Source organism: Micromonospora phytophila, from assembly GCF_023656545.1.
In the GTDB taxonomy this organism is placed as follows: domain Bacteria; phylum Actinomycetota; class Actinomycetes; order Mycobacteriales; family Micromonosporaceae; genus Micromonospora; species Micromonospora phytophila.
This window is the reverse complement of the sequence record NZ_JAMOKF010000354.1, coordinates 1-5,201: the sequence shown is the minus strand read 5'-3', so window position 1 is coordinate 5,201 and position 5,201 is coordinate 1. Positions and strand designations below refer to the sequence as shown.

Here is a 5,201-nt window from a genome sequence, read left to right as displayed (position 1 = left end):
GGCGGCGTGGCGGGGTTCGCCCGGCAGCGTCGGCACCGGCTCCCGCTGCGGCCCGGACCGCAGCCGGACGTCGTCGGTGACGCAGGTCGTCGGGGCGTTCTGCGGCCAGCGTGACAGGTCGAGCTGGGCGGCGAGCAGCTGCGAACGGGTGATCCGGCCGTCCGGCGCGGCCGGGGTGGAGCTGGCCGTGCTCGGCGTCGGCGCGGGCGGGGTGGGTGAGACGGTCGTCTCCGACGGGCTCGGGGTGGCGGTCTGCGCCGGTCCGGGACCGGGCCGCCGGTGCAGGGCGGCGTTCGCGCCCACCGGGATCGCCACGGCGAGCACCACGGCCGCCGCGGTGACCACCGCGGTACGCCGGCGCCGGCGGCGGACGGTCTCCCGTACCGCGGCCGTCCCGGCCGGATGCACCGCCGGGGCGTACGCCTCGCGGAACGCGGCGAACTCGCCGCTGACCAGGATGTCGTCGATCTCAGTCATGGTCGTTCACCTCGTTCGTGGTGGCCAGTCGGACCGCCAGAGCGGCCCGGCCCCGGTGCAGCCAGGACTTGACCGTGCCCTCCGGCACTCCCTCCTGCGCCGCGATCTGCACGACGCTGAGATCGGCCAGGTAGTGCAGCACCACGACGCGACGCTGGGCGGCCGGTAACTGGGCCAGGGCGGCGTTGAGCGCGACCCGGTCCGGCCCCGGCCCGGGCACGTGCTCCTCGCGCTGCCGGTGCAGCCACGACTGGGCCGTCCGCAGCCGCCGCCAGCGGCTGGTGGCGAGGTTCCAGGCGACCCGGCGTACCCAGGCCACCGGATCGTCGTAGCGGGACACCCGCGACCAGCGGGCGAACGCCCGGCAGAACGCCTCCTGCACCAGGTCCTGCGCCTGCGACAGGTCACCGCAGTAGGCGGCGAGCTGGAGCGTCAGCGACCGGAAGTGCGCTTGGTAGAGCCCGTCGAAGTCGATCACCTCGCGCCCCTCCGGGCGCGGCGACCGCTCGGCTGTCCCCTCGGGTGGCGGCTCGCCGAGCCGTGGCTCCGTCGTCACCATCATCTGGTCCTCCCCGTACGCGTGCCGCCGACGCGGTCACGTCGGTCACACGCCCTGACGCGGGCATCGGTTGCGCGGGTTGCCGCCGCGGGGCCTGTGGTTGACTGTCAACTCGGAGACAGCTGAGGGAGGCCCGAGGTGCAAGTGCCGGCAGTGCTCGGTGAGCCGATCCGGTTCGTGCTGAACTGGGGCCGCCGCTACTCGCTCTGGGTCTTCAACTTCGGCCTGGCCTGCTGCGCCATCGAGTTCATCGCGACCAGCATGGGCCGGCACGACTTCATCCGCCTCGGCGTGATCCCGTTCGCCCACGGCCCCCGGCAGGCCGACCTGATGGTCGTCTCCGGCACCGTCACCGACAAGATGGCCCCGGCGATCAAGCGGCTCTACGACCAGATGCCCGAGCCGAAGTACGTCATCTCGTTCGGCGCCTGCTCCAACTGCGGCGGCCCCTACTGGGACTCCTACTCGGTGACCAAGGGCGTCGACCAGCTCATCCCGGTCGACGTCTACGTGCCCGGCTGCCCGCCCCGGCCCGAGGCGCTGCTGCACGGCATCCTGCGGTTGCAGGAGAAGATCGCCGCCGAGCAGTCCGGCATCGGCGGGGTGTCCCGCCCGGACGCGCTCGCGTCGCCGGCCGACGCCGCGCCCAGCGACGCGGGATGGTCCCGACGCCCGACCGAATCCCTCACCGCCCCACCGGTGCGTCCCCCCACCTCCTGACCCACCGCCCACCCCGCCATCCAGCGGGCCGTCGCAGGCGGAGACCGACCAGCGGCGACACCTCCGTTCGACGCCACCGCTGGCCGTCGTCGCCCACCGCCGAACTCCGCGCCGTCGGCCCGGCCCGGCGTGCTCGGGGCGCCGAGGCCGAGCTCCGCGCCGTCGGCCCCGGCCGGCGCGGGCCGGTGTGCTCGGGGCGCCGAGGAGGGGTCGCAGGCGCCGAGCGGGTGGGGGAGAAGCGGTCGGTCGGAGGAGGCCCCCCGGTGGCCGGCGGGGGTTAGCCTGCGCTGCATGAGCCACTCCGCGGACCAGCGTTCCGCCCACATCGTCGACGTGCTCACCGAGGAGTTCGGCGCGTCGATGGCGCTCGACCCGGCCGCCTTCCGCCGCAAGTTCCGAAAGATGGCCGCGTCGCCGTTCGCCTTCTACCGGGGCAGCGCCGCGCTCTTCTACGCCGACCAGCGCGGCGACTTCGCCGACTCCGCCTTCCTCGACGAGCGGACCAGCCGGGTGTGGATCCACGGCGACCTGCACGCGGAGAACTTCGGCACCTACATGAACGCCTCCGGGCAGTTGGTGTTCAACGTCAACGACTTCGACGAGGCGTACGTCGGGCCGTTCACCTGGGACCTGAGGCGCTTCGCGGCCAGCGTGGCGCTGCTCGGCTACGCCAAGGCGCTCTCCGACCAGGTGATCAGCGACCAGGTCGACGGCTTCGCCCGGTCGTACCTGGCGGAGCTGCGCGGCATCGCGACCGGCGGCGACGACGCCATCGGCTCGATCACGCTGGACACCGCCGACGGGGTGCTGCTGCGGGTGCTCCAGCAGGCCCGGCTGAACACCCGGGTCGACCTGCTCGCCACCCAGACCACCATCGACAACTACGAGCGGCGGTTCTCCCTCGGCGACGGGGTCTTCGAGATCGACGGGGAGACCCGGGAGAAGGTCTGCGCCGCCTACGAGGCGTACCTCGACACCCGGCCCGCGTCGGCCGCCCGGCTGCGCCCGGTGGCGGCGAACATCAAGGACGTGGTGCTGCGCAAGGGGGTCGGCATCGGCTCGGCCGGCCTGCCGTCGTACAACCTGCTGCTGGAGGGGCACACCCAGGCGCTGGAGAACGACGTCGTCATCTACATGAAGCAGGCCCAGGTGCCGGCCGTGGCCCGGCACATCACCGACGAGAGCGTGCGCGGCTACTTCCGGCACCAGGGGCACCGCACGGCCGAGTCGCAGCGGGCCCTGCAGGCGTACGCCGACCCGTGGCTGGGCTTCACCGAGCTGGACGGGGCCGGTCAGCTCGTCGCCGAGATCTCCCCGTACGCCGCCGACCTGGACTGGGCCGACGTCAACGAGCCGGAGGAGCTGACCGGGGTCCTCGCGCACCTGGGCCGGGCGGTCGCCCGGATGCACTCGGTGGCCGACGACGAGTCGAGCCACGACCTGGTCGACTACTCCACCGAGGAGGCGATCGTCGCCGTGGTCGACGCCGACGAGGAGGGCTTCGTGGGCCACCTGGTCGACTTCGCCCACGCGTACGGGGTGCGGGCCCGGCAGGACCACCAGCTCTTCGTCGACCTGTTCCGCAACGGCAAGCTGCCCGGCATCTGAGCCGGACGGCGGGCTCGGCCGGTCGAGACGTCGCCGTCAGGCGGTGAAGTCGAGCACCACCTTGATGTCCTCGCCGGTGTGGGCGTACGCCTCGTCGTACGCCGACACCGGCACCCGGCGGGTGATCAGCGACCTCAGCCAGGACTGGTCGGCCCGGGCCAGCGCCGTCACGGCCAGCTCCCAGTGCCGGCGGTTGGCGTTGACCGAGCCGAAGACCACGTTGTTCTCCAGCACCAGGGCCCGGTTGAGGGCCCCGGCGTCGAAGTCGATGGTCCGGCCGCCGCTGGACACCCCGGTCAGGCAGACGATCCCGTTCGGCGCGGCCTTGCACATCGCGTCCAGCACCACCACCGGCGCGCCGGTGCACTCGACCACCACGTCCGGTTCGAAGTCCAGCTCACCGACCGGCACCGTGTGGTACGTCGCGCCGAGCGCCCGGACCAGCTCCGGCTTCGGCCCGGTGGTGTTCCGGTCCAGCACGTGCACGGCCAACCCGCGCTGGGTGGCGAGCAGCGCGGCGAGCAGGCCGATCGGGCCGGCCCCGGTGATCAGCACGCACTGCGGCTGCCACTCGGAGCGGACGCCGATCCGCTCGATGTGGTCCCACGCCTTGGCCACCACGGTGGCCGGTTCCAGCAGCATGCCGACCGGTTCGAGGACCGGGTCCAGACCGACGGCGAACCGGGGTTGCAACCGCCACCGGTCCCGCGCGAAGCCGGGCAGCGCCTTGATGCCGTGCTCGGTGAACCGCCCGTTGCGGCACATGTCCCACTCGCCGACCGCGCAGTTCGGGCAGGGCACCGGGTCCGGGTGCCGGACGATCCCGGCGACCAGGTCGCCGGGGCGCAGGGTGCCCGTCGGGTCCTCCAGCACCCGGCCGAGCGACTCGTGCCCCAGCACCAGCTGGTCCGCCCCGGGCGGCGCCTCGCCGTAGTGGCCGGCGATGACCTCCTGGTCGGTGCCGCAGATCCCGACGGCCAGCGCCTCGACCAGGATCGCGCCCTCCTCGGGGGCCGGCTCGGGATAGTGCTCGTCCAGTCGGAGGGAATCGGCCACACCCGGGGTGACAGTCACAGCGCGCACGCCACTCATCCTTCCCCGCCGGCCGGCCCGCCGCCGGGCAAAGCGACCAGATTGTCCGGGACGGGTGGGCCGGGCGCAGCGGCCGGACGTGCCGGGCGCCCCCCTGCCGACCGTGTGTCGCGGTGCCGCCGGCCCCTTCCACCGGACCGGGCCGCCCGGGACAGGCCATAGGATCAGCGGCATGACTCCGGAAGAGGTCGGCCAGCGGCTGGTCGCGCTCCTCGCGCCCGCCGAGGCCACCATGTCGGTCTCCGGCGGTCAGGCGTACGCCCGGGCCACCGTCGACGTACCGCCGGCGAGCTGGCCCGACGCGCTCCGCGCGGCCCGCGACGACGCCGAGCTGGCCTGCGACTTCTTCGACTGGCTCTCGGCGGTGGACGAGCTGGCCGGTGGCTTCGACGTGGTGGTCCACCTCTGGTCCACCACCCGCCGCCACGGGGTCCTGCTGCGCACCCGGGTGCCCCGGGAAGCGCCGGCCGTCGCCTCGGTGGTCGACGTCTACCCGGGCGCCGCGTGGCACGAGCGGGAGACGCACGAGATGTTCGGCATCGACTTCACCGGCCACGCCGAGCTGAGGCCGCTGCTGCTGCCGCCCGAGTTCGAGGGGCATCCGCTGCGCAAGGAGTTCGTGCTCGCCTCTCGGGTGGCCAAGCCCTGGCCGGGCGCGAAGGAACCGGGCGAGTCCGAGGCCGGGGGCGGACGCCGACCGATCCGCCCGCCGGGCGTGCCCGCGCCGGGGGAGTGGGGGATCACG

At 73.7% G+C, this 5,201-nt stretch carries 5 protein-coding genes and 1 pseudogene; 3 read left to right on the top strand and 3 right to left on the bottom strand.

The annotated features are described in order from the left end of the window. Together NCC78_RS27155 and NCC78_RS27150 are read right to left on the bottom strand one after the other, a co-directional pair. Window positions 1-477: pseudogene (locus NCC78_RS27155) on the bottom strand (hypothetical protein); the annotation flags it as partial. After that, window positions 470-1,039 (bottom strand): SigE family RNA polymerase sigma factor, encoded by a 570-nt coding sequence (locus tag NCC78_RS27150; RefSeq protein WP_250798025.1) that lies wholly within the window; start codon window positions 1,037-1,039, stop codon window positions 470-472. The gene NCC78_RS27150 and the pseudogene NCC78_RS27155, both read right to left, overlap by 8 nt. Before the next feature lie 135 nt (window positions 1,040-1,174). Between NCC78_RS27150 and NCC78_RS27145 the strand changes: the two genes are divergently transcribed. Both NCC78_RS27145 and NCC78_RS27140 read left to right on the top strand, forming a co-directional pair. Beyond that, window positions 1,175-1,756: an NADH-quinone oxidoreductase subunit B gene (locus NCC78_RS27145; RefSeq protein ID WP_250798023.1), complete on the top strand. Its 582-nt coding sequence runs from the start codon at window positions 1,175-1,177 to the stop codon at window positions 1,754-1,756. 291 nt (window positions 1,757-2,047) lie between these two features. Continuing rightward, window positions 2,048-3,364 (top strand): DUF2252 domain-containing protein, encoded by a 1,317-nt coding sequence (locus NCC78_RS27140; RefSeq protein WP_250798021.1) that lies wholly within the window; start codon window positions 2,048-2,050, stop codon window positions 3,362-3,364. Between the two features lie 36 nt (window positions 3,365-3,400). Here the strand turns inward: NCC78_RS27140 and NCC78_RS27135 are convergent, their stop codons facing one another. Continuing rightward, window positions 3,401-4,447: a glucose 1-dehydrogenase gene (locus NCC78_RS27135; RefSeq protein WP_250798020.1), complete on the bottom strand. Its 1,047-nt coding sequence runs from the start codon at window positions 4,445-4,447 to the stop codon at window positions 3,401-3,403. 181 nt (window positions 4,448-4,628) lie between these two features. Between NCC78_RS27135 and NCC78_RS27130 the strand changes: the two genes are divergently transcribed. Then, a partial coding sequence (locus tag NCC78_RS27130) for an NADH-quinone oxidoreductase subunit C (RefSeq protein ID WP_250798019.1) occupies window positions 4,629-5,201 on the top strand: 573 nt, incomplete at its 3' end.